The organism is Ureibacillus sp. FSL K6-2830 (assembly GCF_038004145.1).
GTDB classification, from domain to species: domain Bacteria; phylum Bacillota; class Bacilli; order Bacillales_A; family Planococcaceae; genus Ureibacillus; species Ureibacillus thermosphaericus.
The window spans coordinates 1,795,211-1,821,054 of the sequence record NZ_JBBOQR010000001.1 but is presented as its reverse complement, the minus strand read 5'-3'; the positions used below and the strand labels follow the sequence as shown (position 1 = coordinate 1,821,054).

22 protein-coding genes and 1 riboswitch are annotated in these 25,844 nt (G+C 36.7%); of the genes, 6 read left to right on the top strand and 16 right to left on the bottom strand.

Translation table 11 applies throughout. From position 1 onward, the window contains the following. Positions 1–11: 11 nt before the first annotated feature. Positions 12–491: a threonine/serine exporter family protein gene (locus NSU17_RS08930; RefSeq protein WP_016837675.1), complete on the bottom strand. Its 480-nt coding sequence runs from the start codon at positions 489–491 to the stop codon at positions 12–14. A gap of 12 nt (positions 492–503) precedes the next feature. Beyond that, positions 504–1,253 carry a threonine/serine exporter family protein gene (locus NSU17_RS08925; RefSeq protein WP_340704810.1) on the bottom strand — a complete coding sequence of 250 codons (750 nt, stop codon included), beginning with the start codon at positions 1,251–1,253 and terminating at the stop codon, positions 504–506. A gap of 118 nt (positions 1,254–1,371) precedes the next feature. On the opposite strand from NSU17_RS08925, the gene NSU17_RS08920 reads away from it, so the two are divergent. Continuing rightward, a complete protein-coding gene (locus tag NSU17_RS08920) occupies positions 1,372–2,772 on the top strand; it encodes a polysaccharide deacetylase family protein (RefSeq protein WP_340704809.1) in 1,401 nt (466 codons plus the stop codon). Positions 2,773–3,208: 436 nt separating this feature from the next. On the opposite strand, the gene NSU17_RS08915 is transcribed toward NSU17_RS08920, so the two are convergent. From NSU17_RS08915 to NSU17_RS08905, 3 genes are all read right to left on the bottom strand, one after another. Beyond that, positions 3,209–5,371, bottom strand: coding sequence for a beta-propeller domain-containing protein (locus NSU17_RS08915; protein ID WP_340704808.1), 2,163 nt, complete (start codon positions 5,369–5,371; stop codon positions 3,209–3,211). A 265-nt stretch (positions 5,372–5,636) separates the two neighbouring features. Next, positions 5,637–6,806 (bottom strand): saccharopine dehydrogenase C-terminal domain-containing protein, encoded by a 1,170-nt coding sequence (locus NSU17_RS08910; protein ID WP_340704807.1) that lies wholly within the window; start codon positions 6,804–6,806, stop codon positions 5,637–5,639. Between the two features lie 21 nt (positions 6,807–6,827). Next, positions 6,828–8,306 (bottom strand): aldehyde dehydrogenase family protein, encoded by a 1,479-nt coding sequence (locus NSU17_RS08905; RefSeq protein ID WP_340704806.1) that lies wholly within the window; start codon positions 8,304–8,306, stop codon positions 6,828–6,830. Between the two features lie 173 nt (positions 8,307–8,479). Between NSU17_RS08905 and NSU17_RS08900 the strand changes: the two genes are divergently transcribed. Next, the gene (locus NSU17_RS08900; RefSeq protein ID WP_016837669.1) at positions 8,480–9,277 is read left to right on the top strand and encodes a TIGR00266 family protein; all 798 of its coding nucleotides are present in this window, start codon (positions 8,480–8,482) and stop codon (positions 9,275–9,277) included. Positions 9,278–9,321: 44 nt separating this feature from the next. On the opposite strand, the gene NSU17_RS08895 is transcribed toward NSU17_RS08900, so the two are convergent. The 6 genes from NSU17_RS08895 to NSU17_RS08870 form a co-directional block, all read right to left on the bottom strand. Then, positions 9,322–10,119, bottom strand: a complete 798-nt coding sequence (locus NSU17_RS08895) for a hypothetical protein (protein ID WP_340704805.1) — start codon at positions 10,117–10,119, stop codon at positions 9,322–9,324. A 111-nt stretch (positions 10,120–10,230) separates the two neighbouring features. Further along, positions 10,231–11,061: an undecaprenyl-diphosphate phosphatase gene (locus tag NSU17_RS08890; RefSeq protein WP_016837667.1), complete on the bottom strand. Its 831-nt coding sequence runs from the start codon at positions 11,059–11,061 to the stop codon at positions 10,231–10,233. Between the two features lie 215 nt (positions 11,062–11,276). Beyond that, entirely contained in the window at positions 11,277–13,472 is a 2,196-nt protein-coding gene (locus NSU17_RS08885) for a sensor histidine kinase (RefSeq protein WP_340704804.1), read from the bottom strand. A 12-nt stretch (positions 13,473–13,484) separates the two neighbouring features. Continuing rightward, on the bottom strand, positions 13,485–13,628 hold the full coding sequence (locus NSU17_RS08880) for a hypothetical protein (RefSeq protein WP_340704803.1): 144 nt from the start codon (positions 13,626–13,628) through the stop codon (positions 13,485–13,487). After that, positions 13,618–14,310, bottom strand: a complete 693-nt coding sequence (locus tag NSU17_RS08875; RefSeq protein ID WP_096549848.1) for a response regulator transcription factor — start codon at positions 14,308–14,310, stop codon at positions 13,618–13,620. Before NSU17_RS08875 ends, NSU17_RS08880 begins: the two co-directional genes overlap by 11 nt. Before the next feature lie 127 nt (positions 14,311–14,437). After that, on the bottom strand, positions 14,438–15,358 hold the full coding sequence (locus NSU17_RS08870; RefSeq protein ID WP_340704802.1) for a DMT family transporter: 921 nt from the start codon (positions 15,356–15,358) through the stop codon (positions 14,438–14,440). Positions 15,359–15,534: 176 nt separating this feature from the next. On the opposite strand from NSU17_RS08870, the gene NSU17_RS08865 reads away from it, so the two are divergent. Then, positions 15,535–15,765, top strand: a complete 231-nt coding sequence (locus tag NSU17_RS08865; RefSeq protein ID WP_340436618.1) for a DNA-binding protein — start codon at positions 15,535–15,537, stop codon at positions 15,763–15,765. 282 nt (positions 15,766–16,047) lie between these two features. Here the strand turns inward: NSU17_RS08865 and NSU17_RS08860 are convergent, their stop codons facing one another. The 3 genes from NSU17_RS08860 to NSU17_RS08850 all read right to left on the bottom strand — a co-directional run bounded on the left by NSU17_RS08860 (position 16,048) and on the right by NSU17_RS08850 (position 19,638). After that, positions 16,048–17,034, bottom strand: coding sequence for a homoserine dehydrogenase (locus NSU17_RS08860; protein ID WP_340436620.1), 987 nt, complete (start codon positions 17,032–17,034; stop codon positions 16,048–16,050). A 289-nt stretch (positions 17,035–17,323) separates the two neighbouring features. Further along, complete coding sequence (locus NSU17_RS08855; protein ID WP_096549851.1) at positions 17,324–17,713, bottom strand: hypothetical protein; 390 nt, start codon at positions 17,711–17,713, stop codon at positions 17,324–17,326. Between the two features lie 623 nt (positions 17,714–18,336). Beyond that, positions 18,337–19,638 (bottom strand): O-acetylhomoserine aminocarboxypropyltransferase/cysteine synthase family protein, encoded by a 1,302-nt coding sequence (locus NSU17_RS08850; protein WP_340436624.1) that lies wholly within the window; start codon positions 19,636–19,638, stop codon positions 18,337–18,339. 112 nt (positions 19,639–19,750) lie between these two features. Further along, positions 19,751–19,858, bottom strand: a riboswitch (SAM riboswitch). A 144-nt stretch (positions 19,859–20,002) separates the two neighbouring features. Between NSU17_RS08850 and NSU17_RS08845 the strand changes: the two genes are divergently transcribed. Then, on the top strand, positions 20,003–20,647 hold the full coding sequence (locus NSU17_RS08845; RefSeq protein WP_340704801.1) for a glycerol-3-phosphate acyltransferase: 645 nt from the start codon (positions 20,003–20,005) through the stop codon (positions 20,645–20,647). Between the two features lie 54 nt (positions 20,648–20,701). On the opposite strand, the gene NSU17_RS08840 is transcribed toward NSU17_RS08845, so the two are convergent. Continuing rightward, positions 20,702–22,369: an amidohydrolase gene (locus NSU17_RS08840; protein ID WP_340704800.1), complete on the bottom strand. Its 1,668-nt coding sequence runs from the start codon at positions 22,367–22,369 to the stop codon at positions 20,702–20,704. 404 nt (positions 22,370–22,773) lie between these two features. Here NSU17_RS08840 and nfsA point away from each other — a divergent pair, with 404 nt between their 5' ends. After that, positions 22,774–23,508, top strand: coding sequence for an oxygen-insensitive NADPH nitroreductase (gene nfsA / locus NSU17_RS08835; RefSeq protein WP_340704799.1), 735 nt, complete (start codon positions 22,774–22,776; stop codon positions 23,506–23,508). Between the two features lie 78 nt (positions 23,509–23,586). After that, positions 23,587–24,039, top strand: a complete 453-nt coding sequence (locus NSU17_RS08830; RefSeq protein WP_340704798.1) for a hypothetical protein — start codon at positions 23,587–23,589, stop codon at positions 24,037–24,039. Positions 24,040–24,071: 32 nt separating this feature from the next. On the opposite strand, the gene NSU17_RS08825 is transcribed toward NSU17_RS08830, so the two are convergent. Beyond that, a complete protein-coding gene (locus NSU17_RS08825) occupies positions 24,072–25,766 on the bottom strand; it encodes a hypothetical protein (protein WP_096549855.1) in 1,695 nt (564 codons plus the stop codon). Positions 25,767–25,844 lie beyond the last annotated feature (78 nt).

Sequence of the window (25,844 nt, the reverse complement as noted above, 5' to 3'; positions counted from 1 at the left end):
AAATAATGCATTTATTGTCGTCTTTTATTTCGACTAAAAGATTGCATAGAAGTCAGACTATTCCTCATAAATTGAACGAATAATTGAAATATAACTTCAGAAAAAACAATCCCCATAGCAATTGCCCCTGAAATTAAAAACGCACGAATTCCGGTTTCCAATCCTAAAGTATAATTTTGCTCCACAAAATAACGCAATGTATTATATGCAAGCCCACCAGGTACTAAAGGAATAATCCCTGAAACAATAAAAACAATCATCGGAGATTTTAATCTTCTTGCAAATCCTTGTGCACAGATTGCGACAACGAAAGCCCCTAAAAAAGAAGCGAATACTTCTGTTAATTGTAATTGCAAGGCACTATAAAAAATCATCCATCCAACAGCCCCGACTAATCCGCAATAAGGAATCGCTTTAATCGGAGCGTTAAAAATCACACAAAGACTCGCTGTTGCAAGGAAACTAAAAATCAACTGAATTACATATTCCATATCCATTACTCCTTAATAAAATGCCACAACCACTGCAACACCCGAACCGATAGCAAAAGCCGTTAAAAAAGCTTCTGTCCCTTTCGCAATGCCAGCGGTTAAATGACCCGCCATCATATCTCGAACAGCATTTGTAATTAATACCCCAGGAACGAGTGGCATCACACCACTAATGATAATTTTATCGATTTCATTTCCATAACCAAATTTAACAGTAGAAAATGCCACGAGCGCAATGACAAAAGAAGCGAAGAATTCAGAGAAAAATTTCACTTTCGTTAAATGTTGAATGGCCAATAATGCAAGGTAACCTGTGCCCCCTGCTATAAAAGCTGCTGGCATATCAAACCAAGTCCCTTTAAATAAAATTAAAAAGCAAGCACTTGATACGGCAGCCATTAAAATTTGCAACCAAATTGGCAAAAAATAATTTGTTTTTTGTATCATTCTTAGCTCGTCATACGCTTCATCTAATGTTATTATTTTAAGTGTAAGCTTCCTAGAAACATTATTTACTTTCGCAATTTTATGCAAGTCTGTAATACGGCTTGAAATGGAAATAATTTTTGTTTTTTGTTGTTTACCAAGGGAAAGAATAATCCCCGTAGGTGTTACATAACTTTGGGCGTCTAAATTTTGGGAGCGAGCCATTCTGAGCATCGTATCCTCTACTCGATAAGTCTCAGCACCGCTTTCCATCATAATTTGTCCCGCTAACAATAAGCAATCTAACGCCAATTCACCATTCTTTTCATTTACCATTGCTTTATTCTCCCTTTCTTCTTTGCATCATACCGAACGGAAAGGCAAATCTCAAGTACATATCTTTTTCAACTTAAATAAAACCACCTTTTGATAACTTTAGAGAGGAGAGCCATAGATGAGACAGCGGAAGTCAAAACGCCGCGCATGGATTGACTTAATATTAATCGGTTCCATCATTGCGTTAACTACGATTATTGTTATTACAATTTCCATTACGGGACAGTTTAAATTCCAAAAACCAACCGTTTCTGCTATAACAAAATATCCAGAGATTCCCTCTCTAATTGATGAAACAGATTCAAAATTTCCGGAAATCCGAATCGTTTCCGAATCGTCAATGAATAGCTTAATACCATATTCGATAGATTACCCAAAAACACCTTTTGAGCTGGTGAATGAACAGATTACTAAATACATAAAAGATTCGAAGCGAGATTATATCACTTCACTAAACGAGAAAAATCATGTAAATAAAGTAAAAACGATTGGTGACTTAGACATCTCCACAGAAATTCACCTATTTAACAATCAGTTTTACTCAATCGTATTAAAGAAACGGCTATCGCTGAACCGAGTTTCATATAAAGAAACCTATAAAACCATTGTATTTAATAAAGAAACCGGAGAGTTAATCGATTCTAGTACATTATTAAACAAAGATATCGGGCATTTAGGTTTGTTAGCTGAATTCATTCAAGCTGAACTAAAGGAATATTACGGTAAAGAAATAATCGATGAAAAACTAGTGCAAACAACAGTACCTAATTGGAATCATTTCAATCGCTTTGCCATAACGAGCGAATCGGTTATATTTTACTTTAACCAAGGAGAACTTGCTGAAGAACATGCAGGTTCTGCAACGATTAATATCCCAATCTATTATTTGAATCCTATTTTAGCATCCGCATTCCAAAGCGAAGTGAAAAGCAATGTAACTATTGTGACTCCTAAAACAGACCGCAAAAAAGTAGCTTTAACTTTTGATGACGGACCACATCCACAAGTGACGATGCAAATCTTAAACACCCTTGAAAGGTACGGTGCAAAGGCAACGTTTTTCATGCTTGGAAAACAAGTGGAAAACCATAAAGATATCGTACATGAAGTGTTAAATCGAGGTCATGAAATTGGTAACCATACATATAACCATCCAGTATTAACGAAACAAAGCACCACTCAAGTTTCTTGGCAAGTCGATTACACAAGTCAAGTGATATATGATGTGATTGGAGAATATCCTACTCTATTTAGACCTCCTTATGGTGCTACTAATTCATACGTTGAAAGTTTAATTGATGTACCTGTTATTTTATGGACAATTGATACTTACGACTGGAAATACCGCGATTCAAATAAATTATTGCCAATCATAAAAGCTAACTTGCACGATGGAGCAATCATATTAATGCACGATATTCATCAGTCAACAGCAGACGGGCTTGAAAGCGTATTAGCATATTTGCAAGAAGAAGGCTATGAATGTGTGACGGTAAGCGAAATATTAAACGTTCATTGAATATGAAAAATCCCCTTAGCAATGATGAAGCTTGGGGATTTTTTATTTAATGTAGAAACAACTTGGCTGTGTCCATGTGAGGATGTACCAACTACTTGTGCAGATAACATCCCTGCCCGTACAAATCATTCCTCTGCTTGTGTAGATATCTCATACACTTGTGCAGATGCATTCCCACTCATGTAGATAGGACTCGCACTGATACGGATGTATACTTCGCTTGTGTGGATAGGACTCGCACTGGTACAGATGTATACTTCGCTTGTGTGGATATCCCTCTACTTGTGTGGATACTTTCTCCTCTCGTGCAGATTGTCTATTCCATCTGGATATTTCCTCTGCTAGTTCTGATCACTTATCTACTCAAGTTGATTTACTTGTAATATTCCCTTCTTAATAAAAAATCTGCTCTTCAACCAGAGCAGATTTTTTGAACTTATTTGATTTTCATTTGTCCAATTGGTTCAAAAGTTTTCAAATCATAGCTTTTTATTTCTTTCGGTGATATTGTATACAAGGCATCATCAATATACACTAAACGAGATATGCTTGATTCCCAATCTTCATACAATTCATTGGCTTTCGCAGGTGTAATTAAGTTTCCTTTTAACTGAATCCCCTTCTCCGTGGTAATTTCGTACACTAACGCACCCAATCCTTTATATTTCACATCGTCATTCTTTCCTTCTTCATACAATATCACTGGGAATCCATAATAATTTAACGCTTCATTTCTAAAGAGTGCTTTGTGATTATATTGCACTTCCGAATAAGTTCCGCGTCCTCCAATCATAACCATATCTTGTTCTTTTGGATTCGCGAAATCAGATACATCAAATAAAGAAATTTTCATTCCCTTTGTTACAGTAAACGGTTCCTTCGACCATGAATCCATCCGTTGTTCTGTATCATAACCGATTCCAATTAAATGGTTTTCATCAAGCGGATGTAAATAGTTGCTGAAGCCCGGAATTTTTAATTCACCTAATACTTTTGGATTGCTCGGTTCTGCCGTATCAATTACAAAGAGCGGATCTGTCTCTTTAAATGTCACAATATACGCCTTATCGCCCATAAAACGAACGGAATAAATGCGTTCGCCTTTCGCTAAACCTGTAACTTCTCCGACTTTCTTCAAGTTCTCATCTAAAATGAATAGATGGTTTTTGGAATTCGCTTGACTGCCCCAAGCAACTCCTTCCGTTGTTGCAATGCGGAAATATCCGTTATGTTCATCCATAGAGAATTGATTTAATACATTCCCTTTTACTGTACCTGTCCCAGTAAATTCAATATTTGTTCCATCAATTGCAAATTTATAAATGTTCGTTTTTGGCTCACCTGATTGTATAGGAGCTATTGACTTTTCTGTTTCAGAATCAGAAGTCGTCACTCTTAAATCGATTGGCAAAGCCATTCCATAATCAAAAGCTGTTAAATATAATGCATTTTTAGACATGTATAGAGTAGAACTACTTCCTAAATATCCTTTAGTATTTACTTCTTTAGATGTTAAATTGTTCAAATCAATCGCTGAAATAATAGAATAAGATGGTTCTGTAGAGCTTGGAATAATCGAGATTTTCTCAATTTCCAAAGGGTTGGATTCATCATCTTCAACAATGTATGGTCTTAGCTCGACCTCTGCATCTTTCATTATCCAATAATTTGGTGTATAGTTTGAAACAATGTAAAGTACACCGTTATATTTACGAACACCATTCATGTAACCTTCTTGACCAAATTCCTTTACCAGTTTTGGCTTGGAAGCGTCACTGACATCATAAATCGCTGCTTTTGTAAACGTTTTTCCGCCATAATATTCTTTATGGCTATTTCGTGGATCTTCTACAAATTCATCCAATAAGATGATTAAATAATTTCCTTCTTTCATTAACTGATGAGGATAGCCGTTGCCTTTTAGTTGAATCGTTGCAACCTGTTTTAAGTTTTTCGGATTTTGTGCATCAACAATTTTAATTTGCTGTTCTACAGTTGCATAAATATATTTGCCATCAGTAATAACGACATCGCCCTCATCAATTCCTTCGACTTGATTATTCGTTGTCGAATGGTTTCCTCCACTTGAAGCAGTATCTGCTTCAGTTGATTGTTTCATCTCAACACGTTCTTCTTCAAAAAATTCCCATTTAACTCCGTTTTGATTATGCTTATTAAGCAATGTTTGGAAGTATTCCTCTAATTCTTTAACGGACTTTATGGATTCCAACTTTTCAATCACTTCAAATTCAATTTTTTGATTCTTTAAATTTACCGAAGATTTTCGGAAGGATTTATCTTCAATATGAAGAATGTATTTGCCTATTTTTAAATTTTCAACCGTTAATGTGCGTTGGTTTTTGCTTAATGTAACCGTTGCGTCCACTTTGTTTCCATCTTCATCCGTAACGTACACTTTGCCGCGTTGAATTGCCTGTTCATTTAATGCATGGGAAAGATGAACATCATAAGGCTGCCCATAAAAAACGACGGAAGCTGCATTTACTTCAACCTTTTTTCCGAGCAATATGAAGCTCAGAAACACCCCAAAAACGAGTAGAATGAATCCACTTGCCAAGATCTTGGTTTTATTATTCATCCCATTTCACTCCTTTTTCTTCCTTTTATCAATTAGACTGCCAAAATTCTATATAGTTACATCATTTAAAATGAATTTCCGATTTTGCCACTTTTATTTTTATGCTATTAAAGAAGAAAAAGAAAAAACGTGAAGCATTACACTTCACGTTCTAGTGGACATCCAAGTCTTGTTAAAAAAGCAAAAGAACGAATGGGAAAACTCGTTCTTTTCTCCATTCGCTCTTTATACAGAACATTCAGATAAATAATTTTAGCACACGTTTTTACCATTTTACAATCGATGAACGATGAGACGTTTCTTTAATTATAACGCCGCGTTTATTCATTTTTTCAATAAACTCTTTACCTGGTACAATCATTTCTGGTGGGAACACACCACGTTGTGAAATTGTTCCTTCACCAATCATAATCGCTACGGAAGCAATCGTACCAGCTGTTGCCTGTGCCATTGCCGTCACTTCTGAATTTTCGTCGCGTTTTAAAATCGTTTCATATTCGTATGTGACTTGCTCACCAGATTTTTCACCAATGATAATTGCTCGTAGCACTACCGCATCTTGTTTTTTACCTAAGTACAATTTTTTCTTTAGCGCTTCTCGAACAACGCTGCGTACTTTCACTTCGACACCATCTACATTGACAATATTATCTCGATCGAAGAATCCTAATTCTCTCAATAACTGGAACTTTTCAGCATGCCCTTTATAGCGAACTGTTTTATACTCAAGAGTTTTCACATTCGGGAATGTTTTGTATAATGTTGAAGTTCCTCCAGAAGTATAGAATGCCTCTAATGTTCCAAATTGATCGAAGTAAATAGGTTCTACTCCTGAGAGTGACTCCACTTTCACCAATTGTCCATCACGAATAATTTTAGCTGGCTCCGTATAGTGGTCGATGACACCTTCAAGGGAGAAGACGCGAGTATAGTTTAATGGAGGTTCAGGTTTTACCGGAATTCCCCCAACATATAGTTGAATGGACTCTACCCTATCCAATTTCGAAGCCCCGTATCCAACTAAAATATTAATCATTCCCGGTGCTAAACCTAAATCTGGAATAATCGTTACATTTTTTTCTTTTGCTTGTTCATCTAATTTCAGTACATTTTCTGTTACTTCCCCTATATGTCCCCCTAAATCAACAGAATGTACGCCAACATCAATTGCAGCATTTGCTACACGTTCATTAAACTCATAGAACAATGCGTTAACACACACGTCTCCTTTTGAAATAATATCACGCAATTGTTGTTCGTCTTCTGCATTACAATACACTGCTTCGATTTTTTGTAAATTTGCTTCATTGATAAAATCATTTACCATTTCAATATCTAAATCTGCTAAATAAACTTTTTCTACTTTGTCGCTTGCACTTAAATCTCTCGCAATTTCTCTCCCCATTAGTCCTGCACCTAACACTACTACTTTCATTCCAAACATCCCCTTTTCTTTTTATTTATCTGTATCAATTTGTGCACGCTGAAGCTTGCCACTATAGTCTACATAGATGCTTTTCCATTCTGTAAATACGTCTAAAGCGGCTTGACCGGAATCTCGATGGCCATTCCCCGTTCCTTTTGTTCCCCCAAATGGTAAATGAATTTCAGCACCTATTGTACCTGCATTCACATACACAATCCCCGTATCTAAATCTCGTTGCGCTTTAAAAATTCGATTTACATCTTGAGAGTAAATGGAACTGGATAAACCAAACTTCACACTATTATTGACTTCAATAGCCTCATCCAAGCTATTTACCTCAATAATGCTTAATACCGGTCCAAAAATTTCTTCTTGAGCAATGGTCATATCAGGTTTCACATCTGTAAATATGGTTGGTTCAAAGAAAAATCCTTGGTTATATGGTGGTGTTGTAATAATTTCTCCACCAGTTAATAATCTTGCGCCTTCATTTTTGCCGATTTGCACATAATGATAAATTTTTTCTAAAGCTGCTCGATTAATAACGGGTCCGACTTTTACATTCGGTTCAAGACCATTGCCAATCGTTAAATTACTAAGTGCTGCTACTAACCTTTCTTCCAATTCATTTTTCACATTTTTGTGAACAATGACTCGGCTGCAAGCGGTACATCTTTGCCCTGTTGTACCGAAGGCGCTCCATAGAATTCCTTCCACAGCTAAATTTAAATCTGCATCATCCATTACGATAATGGCATTTTTACCACCCATCTCAAGGGAGACTTTCTTCAAATGTCGGCCGCCTAATTCTGCTACTTTGCGTCCTGTTTCGTTTGAACCTGTAAAAGAAATCACTTTTACATCTGGATGTTCTATAAGTGCCGTACCAACCGTAGAACCTGACCCAAATACAATATTCACAACTCCTTCAGGCAGGCCAACTTCTTCAAAAATTTTTCCTAATTCATATGCCATGAGAGGGGTTTCCGTAGAAGGTTTCCAAACAACTGTATTACCAGCAACAATCGCAGGAAATGACTTCCACGTAGCAATGGCAATAGGGAAATTCCAAGGTGTTATAATGCCAACAACGCCGACGGGACTTCTTACACTCATCGCAAATTTATTTGGTAATTCGGAGGGAGTCGTCTCACCAAATAATCGTCTGCCTTCACCCGCCATATAAAAAGCCATATCAATGCCCTCTTGCACTTCGCCACGGGCTTCTTCAATCACTTTCCCCATTTCTTTTGTGAGGATTTGAGCTAGATACTCTTTCTTTTCCTTTAATTTATAACCAATTTCATATAAATATTCAGCTCGTTTAGGAGCTGGAATGAGAGCCCATTCTTTTTGAGCTTGTTTTGCTGAACGAACAGCTTCTTCCACTTCATTCTTCGTTGAAAGAGGGACTTTCGCTAATTCCTCACCTGTTGCTGGGTTAATGACTGCAACTTTTTCTAAATCTTGTTCAATCCAACGGCCATTTATATAGTTTTTTAAGTCCATAACACCCTCCTTATATTTTTAATTACTTATTGTACTATTATTCAACATTTTCTCGATAATCCCTTTTTTTTCTCAACAATTCATAAAATGTCTTGAACTAGTTGAAACTTTATCCAAAGGGAAACGTATGAAAATATCGTATATATTAAGTAAATGCTAAAGGAGGCAAGGACATGAATAATCATGAAATTGATTACAAATTATATGGCGATGATATGCAATACGTTGAAGTGGAACTAGATCCGAATGAAACAGTTATTGCTGAAGCCGGGAACTTAATGATGATGGATGATGGCATAAAAATGGAAACAATTTTCGGTGATGGATCTTCTAAAAGCGGTGGAGGATTCATGGGGAAATTAATGGGAGCTGGGAAAAGGCTCCTAACGGGGGAAAGTTTATTTATGACGACCTTCACAAACGTTGGCATGGGGAAAAAAAAGGTATATTTTGCAGCTCCTTATCCAGGTAAAATCATCCCAATGGATTTAAGTAAATTAAATGGTAAAGTAATTTGTCAAAAGGATGCTTTTTTAGCTGCGGCAAAAGGGGTTTCCGTCGGCATCGAATTTCAACGGAAAATCTCTGCTGGGTTCTTCGGTGGAGAAGGATTCATCATGCAAAAACTTGAAGGGGATGGCATGGCGTTTATTCATGCAGGCGGTGCCATTCATCAAAAAGAATTACAGCCAGGTGAAGTTCTTCGAATCGATACAGGCTGCTTTGTCGCAATGACTTCAGAAGTGGATTATAGCATTGAAGCTGTTGGTGGCATTAAAACCGCTCTGTTCGGTGGGGAAGGTATCTTCTTCGCAACTTTACGAGGCCCTGGTACTGTTTGGATTCAATCATTACCATTCTCGAGACTTGCAAGCCGCGTATTCGCAGCAGCTCCTGTTTCCCAAGGCGGAGGAGGAAAAGATAAAGGTGAAGGCGGTATAGGCGGTTTATTTAACTTATTTAATGATTAAAAGATGCAATTTCCAATATTTTTAATGTTGGTTGTGTGTATTGCTCACTCTTGTGTGGATGACTCCACTACTCGTGTGGGTACTTCCTCATCTTGTGCGAATGATATCCCTACTTGTGTGGATACTTCCTCATCTTGTGCGGATAGCACTCCTTCTCGTGTGGGTACCCCCTCATCTTGTGCGGATAGCACTCCTTCTCGTGTGGGTACCCCCTCATCTTGTGCGGATAGCACTCCTTCTCGTGTGGGTACTCCCTCATCTTGTGCGGATAATATCCCTACTTGTGTGGATATACCTTCATCTTGTGCGGATAACACTCCTTCTCGTGTGGATACACCCTCTTCTTGTGCGGATGATATCCCTACTTGTGTGGATACTTCCTCATCTTGTGTGGATACTTCCTCATCTTGTGCGGATAGCACTCCTTCTCGTGTGGGTACCCCCTCATCTTGTGCGGATAGCACTCCTTCTCGTGTGGGTACTTCCTCATCTTGTGCGGATGATATCCCTACTTGTGTGGATATACCTTCATCTTGTGCGGATAGCACTCCTTCTCGTGTGGATACACCCTCATCTTGTGCGGATAATATCCCTACTTGTGTGGATACTTCCTCATCTTGTGCGGATAGCACTCCTTCTCGTGTGGGTACCCCCTCATCTTGTGCGGATAGCACTCCTTCTCGTGTGGATACACCCTCTTCTTGTGCGGATGATATCCCTACTTGTGTGGATACACTCTCTTCTTGTGCGGATAGCACTCCTTCTCGTGTGGATACACTCTCTTCTTGTGCGGATAGCACTCCTTCTCGTGTGGATACACTCTCTTCTTGTGTGGATGCCACTCCAACTCGTGTGGATATGACATTACAACACAAAATTGTACAATCTACACTTATTTGTAGTCATAATAATTAAAAAAATCCTTTCCCACTTAATGAGAAAGGATATTTTCATTACATTACGAATAATACCGCAATCAATACTGCTGCCAACACTAAACGGTAAATAGCAAAAGGTACTAATCGAATACGAGAAATTAATTTTAAGAAAAATTTAATAGCAATTAACGCAAAGATAAATGCACTAATAAATCCGACAGCATAAAACCAAAAATGATCAGGATTAATTTGATCCCAGTTTTTTACTAAAGATAATCCACTAGCTCCTGCCATAATTGGAACAGCCATAATAAACGTAAAGTCCGATGCCGTTTTATGGTCAAGCCCCATCATCACCCCACCGGCAATCGTCGCACCAGAGCGGGAAAAGCCTGGCCATAAAGAAAGACATTGAATTAATCCAATTTTAAATGCTTTACCATAAGATAATTTGTCTAGTGATGTAACTGCTGGTCGTTTTGGTCCAAATTTATCAGCAATAATCATCCAAAAAGCACCTAAAACTAACCCGACAATGACCGTTTCGGTTGTAAATAAATGTTCGTCGATAAAATCTTCAAACAATACGCCAAACACGCCAGCTGGAATAATTCCCACAATTACGTGCATTAAATTAAAACGTTTCGAATATTCTTGTCCATCGATTTTGTATAAACCAACAAGACTTAACATACGTTTCCACATGACGACAACGACCGCCAAAATGGAACCAAGCTGAACAACAATTTTAAATGTATTTGCGGACCCCTGTCCTAAAAATTCCGTCGTCTTTAACCATAGGTCATCCACGATAATCATATGGCCTGTAGATGAGACAGGAGCAAACTCCGTCATCCCTTCTACAAACCCGAGGATGAGTGCTTTTAATAATTCAATGAATTCCATAAGACGTTATTCCCCTTACTCTCTTTTCACTCAATTTACAATACACGATACTTTATAAAATGTCCATCACTTAAAAAACGTAATAACTCCATTTTGGTTTCCATCTTCAATAACCCTTACTACATTATTTATTCTTCCGCTAAAGTATTCCAACTGAATTGACGAACGAAATAAAAAAAGAAAAAGGTTGCGAATTTCATATCGCAACCTCTCCATCATTCCGCAGTCACCGTCACAACGACTTTAAATAAATCACCATCGACGCTAATTCTCAATTTTCCATTATGCATATCCACAATCGATTGAGCGATGGCAAGTCCTAGGCCAGAACCTTCCGTATGACGCGACTCATCCGCTCGTTTAAAACGTTCTGTTAATTCCTCTACGTTATCACCTAATTCATAGTTTGCAATATTTTTCACAGCTAATTCAGCAACTGAATCTACCTTTTTCAATGTAATATATACCCTAGTACCTTTTAATGAATATTTCAATGCATTTACAATTAAATTATCAATCACTCGCCACCATTTTTGTCCGTCTACATAGGCATAAAGGGGCTCATTTGGTAACATAACGCGAAGATCTAAATTCGCTTTTTCAAAAGCTTCTTTATGTTCGCCAATCGCCTGCTGTAATAGCTGTGTTAAATCAATTCGTTCTTTTTTTAATTCCACGTTCCCGCTAGACATTTTCGACACTTCAAACAAATCTTCAATAAGCGTTTTTAAACGGTGGGATTTTTTCTCTAATATTTCGATATATCTCTTCCGCTCATTCTCTGTAATATTGGGGTTTTTTAATAAATCTGTATAAGTAATAATTGATGTGAGTGGTGTTCTCAAATCATGGCTCACATTTGTAATTAATTCCGTTTTTAATCGTTCACTTTTCGCCTGTTCGCTTAAAGATTTCCGAACCCCTTCTTGCAACTCGTTTAAATTCTGTGCATGTTGTGCAAGTGGTGATTTCCCTTTTACCTGTACTTCTCTCGTCAAACGTCCTTCTGCCATATCTTTCGTTTGCTTCATAATTCGATTCAAATACCCTGCATTTCGTAAAAAGAGAATCAAGGCTGGTAATGCAATGAAGATAAACAGTATTGCATAAACTAATAGAAAAATTGGCTCTATGAAAACAATTGCAAGCCCGAATCCTGCCAAAAATGCAACCGTTAAAATTGCCAAAGCTTGTATTCCGATTGACCGAGATAAAAATAAATCTTGGATGCCGTCAGATAAACGATAAGCTAATGATCTTTTCCACTCATATTTAATATTTTCTTCATTGTTCACGGATTCCCAAGTCCATAGTGCTCCCAAAATACTAATGCTTGTAAAAATATAAATTAATACTAAGTCGATTGCTAAATGAATGCCGATTTGAATCCATTCATGATTCATGTAATAATAATTGAATCGGATGAAATTACCTGTAATGTCAAATATTAAAGACGTAATCAGTATTGCAAATAACGTTGCTGCAATACGTAAGTCAATCGGCATTTTTAAAAAGTATTCTTTTAAGCGGTTTTCAAATAAAAAGTCTCTAAAGGACGGCTTCGCTACCGTCATCAACCCAACAATCGCCAATAAAGAAGTAGCCCAAATGCTATAAAGTATTATTTTTACAGTCATAAACACTTGATAATCTTCTTTAAATTGAGTATTCTGCATCATCGATTTTGGAATGATGATAGTACCTTCATAACGAGATACTTTTCCTTCAATCGTCATCTCTGGTTTCATAATTGTGTAGTCATATTCATTTGGGGAAATCGTTCTTGAACTGTTTACGACTAAATACGAATTTTTATCTCCAAAATTCTCTTTAAACACCGCTTCCGCATTCACATCGCCAGATTGAAAGGTTTCTCCCGTTTCAATATTTCGTAAACTGTAAGCAAAGTAATTATACTCATCTAAAAACGCCTTTTTATTTTCATTCTCTAAAACAGCGTACCGGTGAATAATTGCCTCTTTTTGCTTTCGAATTTTTTCTTCTACGTGACTATCATCCTGAAAGTTTTTCTTAATATCTTCAATTTTTTGATCCCGTTCATGTAGAAGCAATTCTTTCAATTCCGGATCGTCAGCAGCTTGTTCAATTCGTTCTTGATATTGATATTTAATATTTTCCACTTGATCGGTTAGCGACCCATAATAATTTCGGTGATATTCAATTTCCTCTTTTGTTACAGTAATTTGCTTTTTTGCCTCTTCCACATCAAACGGTTCTAATACATATCGCCCTATTTCACTTTTAAAATTTTCTAAATTTCCTTTAAAGGAATTCGAATCAAAGTAAGATTTTCCGATATATTGTGAGCCATAAGTAATTAATAAGAAAACTGAAAAAAGAGTCCAAGATATAAGAAAAAGAGAGAGGAGTATTTTACTTTTTTCTTTCATAACATTTCCTCCTCAAAAGATTTTGACAAAGAACGTGATAATGTTGTTCCATTCTTTTGTTAAAAATCGAATCGTAAAGCTAATAATCAATATGATGCCGATAATCGATGCAATGAGGCTTGCTCCCATCAAACCGACTTCTAACTTATTTTTCAATTTTGTACCCAATACCCCACACAACCTTTAAATATCTCGGATTTTTTGGATCTGCTTCAATTTTCTCCCGTATTTTTCGAATGTGTACAGCAACGACATTTTCCGCATTGTACGCCTCTTCGTTCCAAACCCGTTCATATATTTCTTGTATCGAAAAGACGCGACCAGCATTCGTGAGCAATAGCTCGGTAATTTTATATTCAATCGGGGTGAGCTTGACAATTTCTCCATTGAGTCGAACTTCTTTTGCTTCACGATCGATTGATAAACCATTTACTTCGATTTTCGAATTGGTTGCTCCATTGTACGTACCAAGTTGGGTATATCGTCTTAATTGAGATTTTACTCTAGCTATCAGCTCTAACGGATGAAAAGGTTTTGTAATGTAGTCATCCGCACCAATTGAAAGTCCATGTATTTTATCTGTGTCTTCCGCTTTCGCACTGAGCATAATAATCGGGATATTTCGTTCCTCCCGAATCCTAAACGTTGCTTGAATGCCATCTAAATTCGGCATCATGATATCAAGGATAATCAGATGCACTTCATTTTTGGAAAGAATTTCGAGAGCCTCTTTTCCGTCTTTTGCCTTCAACACATTGTATCCTTCGTTTTTTAAATAAATTTCGATGCCGTCACGAATGTCCTGATCATCGTCTGTTACAAGTACAGTAAGTTGCATTCGCATCTCCTCATCTCTTTTTCTTATAGTTTTATCATAAAGTATGTTTCTTACAAAATTGCTAGGGAAAATCTTAAGAATTTCTGAAGAACAACAAAAAGAAAAGAAAAACTACTCAAGGTCCCCCTTAAGTAGTCTCTTTAGATACAACATCATTTTGCTGTTGTAAATTTACTTCTTTCATCTGTTTAATCGATTTTCTACTACCAAGAGTCAGCACCAATATACCCCCAAGCAGTAACATTACGCCAATCCAACTAGTAGGGCTTAAATATTCTCCAACTAAAAACACACCGAGTAACGCTGCCGTTAAAGGCTCCGCTAACGATAACGTCACCGCAGAAGAAGAACTGATTTTCTCAAGACCTGCTAAATACAATATGTAAGCTAAACTCGTGGCAAAGAGCCCCATAAAGAGCATAGGCCAAAGATTTTGCGTATTTAACACCCACGAAACACCATTTTGAGAAAAAGGCAGTAAAAATATAGCGGATAACGTAAAGGTTAACGCAACACTCGGTAACGTCTCTTCCCTTTCAGTTAATTGCTTGCTGCTATTCGTATAAAGTGCAAACATCGACCCAGCACATAGGGCAAGTAAGATTCCTAGAGGATGAATCGTCGTTTCTCCACGATTAACAAATAACAGGATGCAACCGATAATCGCCAGCAACGTGGCAATTCCCCAAACTCGACTTGGTCGACGTTTAAAAATCAACCATTCAATAATTCCTGCAAACACCGGCGAACTTCCAATCGTAACGACCGTCCCAACAGCAACTCCTGTGTAACGAACAGACGTAAAAAATAAACTTTGGAATAAAGCAATTGTCAATGCAGCTAAAATCGTCCATTTCCAAGACCATTTTTTTAAGTTGATTTTTCGCATCCCGAGGACTGCAATGAGTAATACCCCTCCTCCAATCGCTGATCGTACTCCAGCAACAGCAATCGGTGAAATGCCTTCCTGTAAAAAAGTTTGGGTTGTCCCAACGGTTCCCCAAAACATCGCTGCAAGCAATACAAAGATATATGGCAATATGTTCATTGCATATCCTCCCACTCAAAATACAATTTATTGTAATGCTATCATAATTTTTAATTGGCAACATCGGAATTTTGATTTAAAAACTCTTCGATTCCCATAATAATATTGTAAAATAAACTTACCATTAGTCAGAAATTTTCTTTAAGGGAAATCATAAATGAAAGGCGGGTCATGTTGTGTACAAAACAGTGAGCGAGACGGCAAAAGATATTTCAATGACTGAAGAAATGGTCCTGCGTTACATTTATGAAGGGCGTATTAAAGCAGTTCATGATGGAGAACAATTTCTCATCAATAGCGCTCAATTTGAAACATACCACGAACAATTAAAGCAAATAAAGGAAGAAATTGAATTTTGGCGGAACACGCCTATACCAGAAGATATTGACGTCAAAGATGAAGATTAACAAGGGTTGCCAATGCAACATATTAAAAAATGATCATCCAACCCCACATGGATGATCATTTTTTTCTCCAATTATATTTCCTTTCAATGGCTTCATCCCCTACCATAAAATTAAGACATCATTTCAGATAGCACAATTCTCAATGCTTAAAATAAAATATAAATGTTGATTCTTTCGATGAAGTTCATCATATGAATGTTTGAATATAATCTTTTAGATTTATAGAAATAAAATGCCTCTTAAACCGAAAGTTTTTCAGAAGCATTTCCAGAAACAACTAATTTATATTGTTACCACAAAACCAGCACGTTTTCCGATAATTTCAGCGTAATCTTCTACCATCACACTTGCAGTTGGATACATTCCAGCACCTGGGCCAACAAGAGTCAGCGTTCCGATATAGTTTGTTTCCATCGTAACCGCATTAAATACATCATCAATTGGATAAAGTGGGTGTTCTTTATCAACTAGCATTGGTCCAACTTGGGCAAAAATTGTACCGTCTGCTAACTTTTCCACTTCTGCGACGTGACGATACCTTAGTCCTTTTTCAGTTGCCTCTTTCACTTGTTCCGGCGTAATGTCATCGATTCCTATTACTTTTACATCATTCCAGTTCGGCTGCTCACCAAAAGCCAGGGCAGATAAAACCATGAGCTTTTTAAAAGCATCTTGACCTGAAATATCCATAAATGGATCCGCCTCTGCATATCCAAGTGCTTGTGCTTCTTTCAACGCTTCTTCGAAAGACCATCCTTCCGCACGCATTTTTGTTAAAATATAATTGGAAGTACCGTTTAAAATACCCTGTATTTTTGAAACATCATTCACAAGCAAAATATTTTTCATAGTTTTAATTACAGGTACTCCGCCTGCTACTGTTGCTTCAAATCCAACAAAGACGCCATTTTGTTTCGCAAGTTCCTGCAATTCAAGTCCATATTTTGCAAACATGACTTTATTCGCTGTTATAACATGGCATTTATTCATAACCGCTTTTTTCAAATATGTGTATGCGGGTTCTTCTCCTACAATGGCTTCAAAAACAACTTGCAACCCCTTAACAGATAAGCAATCATCAATACTATCCGTCAATAGATGTCGCGTTCCTGGAACTCGCTCCTTTGTAGTGTCACGCACTAAAATTTTTGCCACTTCTAGATCGACACCTAATTTATTACGTAAATCTTCTCGCTTTTCATTCAATATATGATAAATGCCTTGACCTACTGTGCCAAATCCTAAGATGGCCGCCTTGATTGTTGCCATTTCCTTTTCGCCTCCATCTTTCTTTCCATGAAATTACATTGTTGAATAGTGAGTGCAGCGAATTTGTACTACACAAACACTTTCTTCAGCGGATGAAAATAATAAAAAATTCAATATTTTTTGAAACATACAGAAATTTTAACGTATATTTCAAAGGAACTCAAGGGAATTCTACCCAAGATGGACAATTGTTTTCTTCAGAAGGGCATATAAATGCATAACTGATTCATTTTTCGTTAAAATAAAAAAGCCAGTACTATATTATTGTACTGACCAGTCATTCATCTTATCACGATGCATGCACTAATAATGCAGTTTGATAGTTACGTAAAATCTTTCTCATCAATCGTTCTTCTTCCGCTGAAAAGGCAGGAACAGCAAAAGGTCTTCTTATCAATTGGAAATCCCCATATGTTAAAAACCATTCTTTTGCAGGTTCTAAAATTGGTTGTTCACCCAATTCTTTATATGCATCGTATACTTCTTTTACTATATACCCGTGTGCTAAAAGCGTATAGGTTTGCTCTTTATACGGGCTGTATCCAAAAACACTTTCCCACTGTTTTTTTACTATTTCAAGCAAATGTTGCAATGATTTTGCATTTACAAAAGTATTCATGTCATTTAATTCGTATATGATATAAGCCGCAAAATTTTGGGCACTATAAATCTTTTTCATAGGATTCAACTCCTTTTAAAGGGGAAAGCCATTAAAGGCTTTCCTTAAACATTTAGGGGGAATTATTGAAAATACCAAATACAATAGCATTCAATCAACTCTTATATACACTATAAATGATTAAACGAAAAAATTCAAGTAACCTAATTAATTTACTAGGAATTAATTTTATATATCGAAAATGGGGTGTCTAGAATTGAGAACGATTGGTTCTACCAAAATGACAGATCAGCCTATTTATTAATGTGAATTGTATTCGAATGGGAATACAACTCACATCGTATTAAATTATTTTTGCTACAAATGAGTAGCCTTTCGATTAAACGCCTTTGAGAAAAATTTGAATTATCTACTGCAAATGAGCAGCCTTACTCAAACAATTATTTTAAGAAACTTTGAATAATTGGATCGGCTGCGAATGAGCAGCACTTTCCTATTAAATTTTTCTCTGCAAATGAGCATTTTTTCTCTTGAATCACAGAGGATTTTAATGTTGCAAATGAGCAACTTCTTCTCATAAACGACTATTATGGGAGCGTTTAATGCTTTATTTTTTAACAGCCGCAAATGAGCAGCTATTATTAGCGATTCAATAGCGGTTCTTAGAGAGCTTGAACGAATGATTAAGCCTTATTTACACTAAATTCTGCCTCAGCTTTTGCTAAAGCTTGATCTAAATCTGCAATAATGTCATCTACATTTTCTAAGCCGATGGATAAGCGAATGAGTTCTTCCCCTACTCCAGCAATTTTTAATTCCTCAGCAGATAATTGTTGGTGAGTTGTTGATGCAGGATGAATAATGAGCGATCTTGCATCTCCAACATTCGCTACGTGAGAGAATAATTTCACGTTGTCAATTACCACTCGACCTGCTTCACGACCACCTTTAATTCCGAATGTTACCATTGATCCGTAACCGTTTTTTAAATATTTCTTCGCAAGGTGGTGAGATGGGAAGTTTTCATCCCCTGGATAATTCACATATTCTACGTATGGATGGTTTTTCAAGAATTCCACAATTCTTTCTGCGTTTTCACCGTGTCTCACGTAGCGAAGGTGAAGAGTTTCCAATCCTTGCAGGAAGCTAAATGCTGCATCTGGACCTAAAGTTGGACCTAAGTCGCGTAATAATTGAACACGTAATTTTGTTGCAAAAGCAGCTCCTGCTGTATCGATGCCGTAACGAATTCCGTGATATGTGAGATCGGGCTCAGTGAATCCTGGGAATCGACCTTGTGTCCAGTCAAATTTACCCCCATCTACAACAATTCCTCCGATTGTTGTACCGTGTCCCCCAATCCATTTTGTTGCCGAGTGTATTACGACGTCTGCTCCAAATTCAATTGGGGTGCATCCATATGGAGATGGGAACGTATTGTCAATAATTAATGGTATGCCATTATCGTGAGCGATCTTTGCCACCGCTTCAATATCTAAAATATTTAAACTAGGGTTTCCCACCGTTTCAGCATAAATCGCTTTTGTCTTGTCCGTAATCGCTTTGCGGAAGTTTTCTGGATCTCTTTCATCTACAAATTTTGTAGTAATTCCCCAGCGCGGCAATGTGTTTGCAAATAAGTTGTATGTTCCACCATATAAGGAACCAGCTGAAACAATTTCATCTCCTGCATTCGCGATGTTTAAAATGGAGAATGCAATCGCCGCCTGACCGGAAGATAAAGCAACAGCTGCAGTACCACCTTCTAGTAAAGCAACACGCTTTTCAAATACATCTACAGTTGGATTCATAATGCGAGAATAAATATTACCCACTTCTTCAAGAGCGAATAATTTGCGCGCATGTTCTGTGTCTTTGAATGCATATGCTGTTGTGCGATAAATAGGAACAGCAATAGCACCTGTAGTAGGGTCAGGTTGTTGGCCACCGTGAAGTAATAACGTTTCTGGCTTGAATTCGGACATCGTTTTCTCCTCCTAAATAAATAATTGATGGATTTCTTGAGGAGGCATTGAAGTAAAACAAAAACCCTCTTCTTATATAAGAAGAGGGTGTTGTATGCACGTACATTTCCTCCTCTTATCTTTCAGATCCATACGATCTGTAGGATTTAGCACCTTTGCAATTTTCTTGCCGGTTGCCGGGCATCATAGGGCCTAGTCCCTCCGCCTCTCTTGATAAGAGTATTAATTTGATTTCCATCGTTAGATTAACTATAAAACATAGTATGCCACTCTGTCAACTAATTTTTTAAAAATTTGAAACTATTTTTTATTTTATTGAGTATAATATATTAAAATGCACTTTTCTATAAAGGAGTCCAATAGAATGATAACTGCAGTGATTACATTTCTTATTGTCGGCTATTTTATTGGATGTATTCATGGGTCAAATGCAGCACAATTACTTTCCGGTGTGAATTTAAAAGAAGCTGGACTCGGCAATGCAGGAGCTTCCAACGCTACCCTTACGCTGGGCTGGAAATACGGCATACTTGTTGGATTCATTGATATCGGAAAAGGAGTTTTTGCGATTATCTTAACAAGATATTTTTTAGATCACTATACACTATTTGAAACTGAGCAAATCTCAATTTTGCTCTATTTGACAGGTGCCGCAGTAATTCTAGGTCATAATTTTCCCATTCATATGCGCTTCAGAGGCGGTAAAGGAACCGCTTCCCTCATCGGAATATTCCTTGCAATCAATTGGAAGTTTGGTCTTCTTTCTGTGATTGCTCTTGTCATTGTCTCTTTATTATCCAACTATTTAATTATCGGTGTATTCTTTTTGTATATCGTTTTTGCTATAAACTCTTTGCTATTTGAACCAACTATTTGGCCATTCATCATCGTAATATTGCTGTTATTGGTTGCAACGATTTTACATTTGGAAAATATTAAACGCATTAAACTCGGTACAGAACCAACCATCAATGCTGCTTTTAAAAGAGAGAAAGATGAAACCGCATAAAAAAATCTCCCGTAAAGGTAATACACCTAACAACTACGGGAGGTTCTTTTTATTTCATTCTTCGATTTGAGAATCATCACGATATATTTCTTTCCCCTTAAAATAAGTTAACACGACTTTCGCTTCACTGATCTCACTAGGAGGTATTTTAAAGATATTTTTATCTAATATGATAAAGTCTGCTTGTTTCCCCACACGAATCTTCCCAATCCTTTCTTCTTTTCCTATTTGTCTTGCCGGATAGATGGTGTAACTACGAAGCATTTGTTTCAACGTAGCACTTTCTTTTGGCCATAACGGTTTAAGATTTTTTTCTTCTTTCGCATGAAGTCTAGTCATTCCCGTTTCAATTCCGTATAGTGGATTCAACTCGCCAAAAGGATAATCACTCGAAGATGAAACTGGTAATCCCCGCTCAAAATAGCTTTTCATTCGATGCAAATCTTTTAATTCTTCCACCTCTTCTTTAACTCCCATTGTGTAATAAAAGAGGGATGGCTGAACAGATGGAATCAGGCGAAACTTTCGAAATTGGGTTAAATTTTCCCTCGTCATAAAAGGGATCTTGGAAATAGTGTGCTTGAAGTTCTGTTTTCCATTAAGCTCTCGAACATATTCAAAACCCTTAACAATTTCCTCCAATTCCCCATCTGCTTGCACATGTATTCGAAATCCTTCCCGATCTAACAATTCCAACAGTTGATAAAACTTGTCCTTCTCCCATGCAAAACCATCTTTTGATAAAACTTCTGCACCATACAATTTCACCGTTTGGTAACTATAATTCTCTCCCTGATACTTTTCTCTCCATTCCTTTAACGAATCAATTTGTTCTAATCCTTTAAAAGGATCTACGTATAACCCTAACTCATAGAAAAGCGTCAGCTTACCTTGTTGATCAAGTTCATCAATAGCTTTTAATAAATTTTCCGAATGGTATCGGAACGGAATAAATACTGACGTAATTCCATATGTTGCCGCTTCTTTTTGAAATTCCAACAATGCTATCTTATATTGTTCTACTGTAAAATCCGATTGAGGCAAAGATTGGATAACTACTTTAATGAACTGTCCTTGAACTACCCCCAACTCGCCTTTTTCTAAAAGGTCAATTTGTCCTTGTTCCTGTTTTTCTGTTTCTACATCTAATCCTGAAATTTCGATTGCTTTTGAGTTAACCCAAAGCTCGTCTCGATGATTTGAAAAAGCTACAAACGGGATATCTGAAACAAGTTGATCAATTAATTCTCTTGGAGTTTGTCCACTCTTTTGACTAGCTTCTTCCGTCACATTTTGATTCCATCCAACAGCACGAAGCTGCCTTAATTGCGGATTTTGTGCACGATACGTCAAAATCGCTCTTTTATATTGTTCAAAATTTGAGTATGGGGTTAAGTCCAATAAATACAGTTTTTCGGCTTTTAAATATGCATAATTATGACCGTCAATAAATCCTGGCAATAACAGCTGATTATCTAAACGCATTACTTTCGTCTTTGGACCTTTATAGGCTTGTACGCCCTCCCGATCTCCTACATAAACAAACTTTCCATTTTTCACCGCAATGGCTTCTGCTTTCTCATTTACTTTGTCGACAGTAAATACTTCAACATTTTCAATTACTAAATCCGCTTGAACAATTTCTTCTTCTGCAACAATTGGTTTGAAATGGAAAGCTTCCAACAATAACACGAGAAGTACGATGAAAACGAGTCTTTTCATGTATATGACCTCGCTTTTATAGGAGCGTTATTTCAATATAGGATATTCATTTTTCAATAATGAATACATTTTATGTTTTGATACAAGTTCAATAATTGTTCAATTACTGAAAAATTTTAACCATATACTAACTGGTAAAATAAAGGAATGAATAATCAATCTATTTCATAGTATCATTAAGTGCCCTACAAAACACGTCGGCTTACACAGGTGCTTTTTCTTTAAAATTGCAAATAACCTTAATGAATGGAGCTTATCTTCTAGTGCTCTTTTTAAACAACGTACTGTAAATCGATTGGGGCTTCTATAATTCAAATTTTTGTCATCTAGAAGAAAGTGTACTAATATAGCCTTAAAGGGTGAAATTCACACTATTATTGATGAATACATAAGGGGTGTAAAACATGAGTGTAAAAGATTTATTACGCAGCCATACTTCTGTACGTAAATATACAGGAGAAGAAATTCCAAGAGAAACGGTTATTGACTTAATTCAAACTGCTCAAATGGCTGCTTCTTCTCATTTTGTACAGGCTTACAGCGTAATTTGGGTAACAGATGAAGAAAAGAAGCAAAAACTTGCGAAACTATCAAACAATGAATTTCAATTCCAAACAGCGGGTGCCGCTTTTCTATTTTGCGTAGATTTTAAACGTTTAGAAGCGGCTGGAAAAAAACATGGTGTTGATATCACTGTGGATACAGCGGAAAATGTATTAGTTGGTGTGGCAGATGTATCAATTTTTGCTCAAAACTTCGTCATTGCCGCAGAAGCAGAAGGTTATGGAATTTGTTATATCGGAGGAGCACGAAACAATCCGAAAGAAATCAGCGAATTATTTAACTTGCCTGATTACGTCTTCCCACTCTTTGCGATGACGATTGGTAAACCAACGAAAGTTAATGAGACGAAACCGAGATTACCAGTAGAAGCAGTGTTACATGAAAATGAATATAACGTTGAAAAATATGATGAACTGTTGGATGAATACGATGCAATCATGGAAAAATATTATGCTTCTAGAAGTTCGAATCAAAAATTGGCTAACTGGACGAAACAAATGGCGGATTTCTTAATCGAACAGCGACGCCCTCATATTAAAGAATTTTTAGCTTCTAAAGGATTTACTTGGAAATAACCCATTGAATCATTTCAATCCAAATTTAAAAAAACTCTTTCCATAAAGGATTAAGGTAATTTCAAAGGAAAGATGCTCATGAAACACGATAAACAAGTCACTTTATCCCTTGAACAACAGCATATCAAACATGTAAAAAGTTACTATCGTACATTAGCAGAAATTAACTTATGCTTAGGGAATATTCATCGTAATATCGAACGAAGAATCCAAAAACAAAAATATCGCTATGCAACGGAATATGTAAATCAATATATTTCCTACACAAGCGTCTGGAATATCAAATTCGTATATAATTTAGAAAATCCAGAAGTGGCGCTTCTGCAATTTTTTCATTTAGACTACATTTTTGAGCATGAACCAAAAAATCGTTTTAAATCAGAACGCCTTCAGCTCGAAGAACAAAGAAAGCTCTTTTCAACAGTGAACCCATTTAAAGAAGAACAAATACAATTAAGAAAACAACAAATGCTCAAATTTATAAAGGAGCGTTCAAAAAAATCAACTAAAAACGAAAAACTTGAACAATAAAATTTCCCGAAGCAAATGCCTCGGGATTTTTATTATTGGCCAATATTGACTACACCTTCAATTTTCAACTCTTTCACCGGTAAAAACATTTCTCCAGTTTCAAAATACCGAATGACCACTTCGTCCCCTTCTTTTAAGTAAATGGAAAGCGGTTCATTTTGAGAACTGACAACAAAGTTTTGACCATTATGCAGTAAGAAGGACACAATTGTGTAATCCCCTACTCGCTCTTTATAGACGCGAAGGACATTCCCTTTAATCGTTTTTTGTTCTGCATTACTCGATCCTTCCACCGAACTTGCTCCTCTTGTTAAAGCCGTTTTATATTGTCTTAGCGCTTCATTTGGTGTGGATCCATAAACGGAAATTTCCGGATTCGCTGCAGATACAATAAAGTAATTTTGCAAGAAGCCGTTTGAATCAAGCACAGGAGCAAGCCAACTTGCTTCACCGTAGAAGTTATAAAGAATAGGCATTACTCCTTGCCACTCTTTTTCAATAAACTTCTTCTCTATAATGGCTAATGCCCCTTGGGAATCCATGTATGATTCTTCTAAATTCCCAGTATAATACACCGCTTCACCTGTTCGCGCGTGAGTCAATGAATAACCGAGCATCGAATCAACGCCTTCTTTCGGACTTGTAAAATCAGTAAAATAATACATTTCTCCATCTTGATTAAAGACTGGACTCACATTCGCTTCTGTTCCTTCATCAGAAGGCAATTTCACATCTTTTTTTCCAAAGAGACTATTCCAAAATCCATGCACATATTTTCCGAAATAACTATTTTGAAGGCTCACTGCTTCAGGCGATACAGCACCATCAATAAATTTCGGCACTTCTTCTAAAGGAATTTTTTTCGTCTCTCCTGAATAAGCATCAACCATGACGATCCCTTTTACATCAAATCCATTTCGGGCAGAAATGAATTCACCATAGGAACGGATATAATAAGGTGTACCATCATCATCCACCTCAAGCTGAGGCTCACCGTAGAAAATAAGTGTTGGATATTGTAAACGTATATGGCGCTCTAAATTTTTATTGAAAAAGGCAGACGGTACATAGACCATTTCTTTCGCAACAAATACTGGATTATCATTGGAATCCGTTGCACTCATTTTAAAATAGCCGGGCGTTGTATCCCCATTTAACCATTTGAAAAATCCTGAAAACTCAACGGGAGCAATATAAACAAATTCACCGTTTACTTTTTGAATTTGCAAGTTCCCAAGCTCATAGTAACTTGTATTAGGCACCTGTCCGAATGCTTTTTTCATTTTATTTTCCGCAAAATGCGGCGGTACGCTGGCAGGTGTTTTTGTTTCATCAAAAGGTTCAATTTCGACTTTTTGCTCCATTTTTGCAGACTCATACTTTTCATCCGCATTAAAAATGGGTGCTGTAAGCATATATATTAATCCAATTAAACTAGCTAAAAACAGAATCCCTTTGATATTTCGTTCTGCTCCACCAGATGCCAATATACCCATTAACAATATAACAGGTAATGCATAAATGAAAATTGTCCAATGCACATCAATTTTCGTCAAATATACGAATAGAAAATAAATAATCCAACTACCGATGAATACAAATAATAATGATTGCAAGAATTGTTTAAATGATAATGTAGCTTCTTTCGGCAATCTTCTAGTAATTGGAACGATAAGAATCGTTGTAATAATAGAAAATATTAGAGTCGTGATGAGTAATTGTGTCATCCTATTCACCATCCTTCTTCTATTCTACGGTGGGTAGCTATAAATAGTTTCAATAATTTCAATAGTAATTTTTGACAC